Below are 773 nucleotides of genomic sequence, written 5' to 3'. Positions count from 1 at the left end.
GCCGGAAACTCTTCTTTCCATGACTTGATCTTTGCCGGGTTAAGGGCTTCTCCTCCAAAAATAACGTAACGTAATGATAACGCCATTTCTTTACCACTAACATATCCCAAAAGGGCATAAAATGCAGAAGGAGTCTGGTTGAGTACCGTAACTTGCTGTTCTGCCAATAACTCTGAAAAGGCTGCCACATCCTGGGCAATAATTTTGGGTATAATCACCAAACGACCTCCATAAAAAAGAGCTCCAAATATCTCCCACACTGAAAAGTCAAAACAAAAAGAATGAAACAACGTCCAGGTATCCTTTTCACTAAAATCATACAAGGAAGCATCGTTAAAGAACAGACGAACCAAATTGTTGTGCTGAATCAGTACTCCCTTTGGTTTTCCTGTTGAACCGGAGGTATAAATAACATAGGCCAGACTCGCTGAGCTTAGCACTGCATCAAGAGGCGTTGTAGGATGTTCATTAATCAAAGACCAATCCCTATCTACAACTACCAAAAGTCCGGTGTAATCTTCAGGTAAAACGGCCTGGCTCTCAAAAGTGCTCACTACCAGTAAGGCAGCTGTATCAGCAAGCATATAACCTATACGTTCCTGAGGATAAGCCGGATCAATAGGCACATAAGCACCACCCGCTTTCAGGATCCCTAAAATACCAATCAGCATCTCCACTCCCCGATCCATACAGATGGGCACCAAAGTCTCTTCTTGTACGCCTCGTTCTCTTAGATAATGCGCCAACTGATTGGATCGCTCATTAAGCTCCCT

1 protein-coding gene is annotated in these 773 nt (G+C 43.5%); it reads right to left on the bottom strand.

Annotated elements, in window-relative coordinates; genetic code table 11:
* On the bottom strand, nt 1–773 hold a 773-nt coding region (locus tag JO950_RS21935), incomplete at both ends, for an AMP-binding protein (protein ID WP_202704541.1).

Origin of the sequence: Flavobacterium sp. UGB4466, from assembly GCF_903469665.1 — a bacterium.
Classification (GTDB): Bacteria; Bacteroidota; Bacteroidia; order Flavobacteriales; family Flavobacteriaceae; genus Flavobacterium; species Flavobacterium lipolyticum.
Note: the sequence above shows the minus strand (reverse complement) of the source record. Positions and strands in the feature narration are given on the sequence as shown.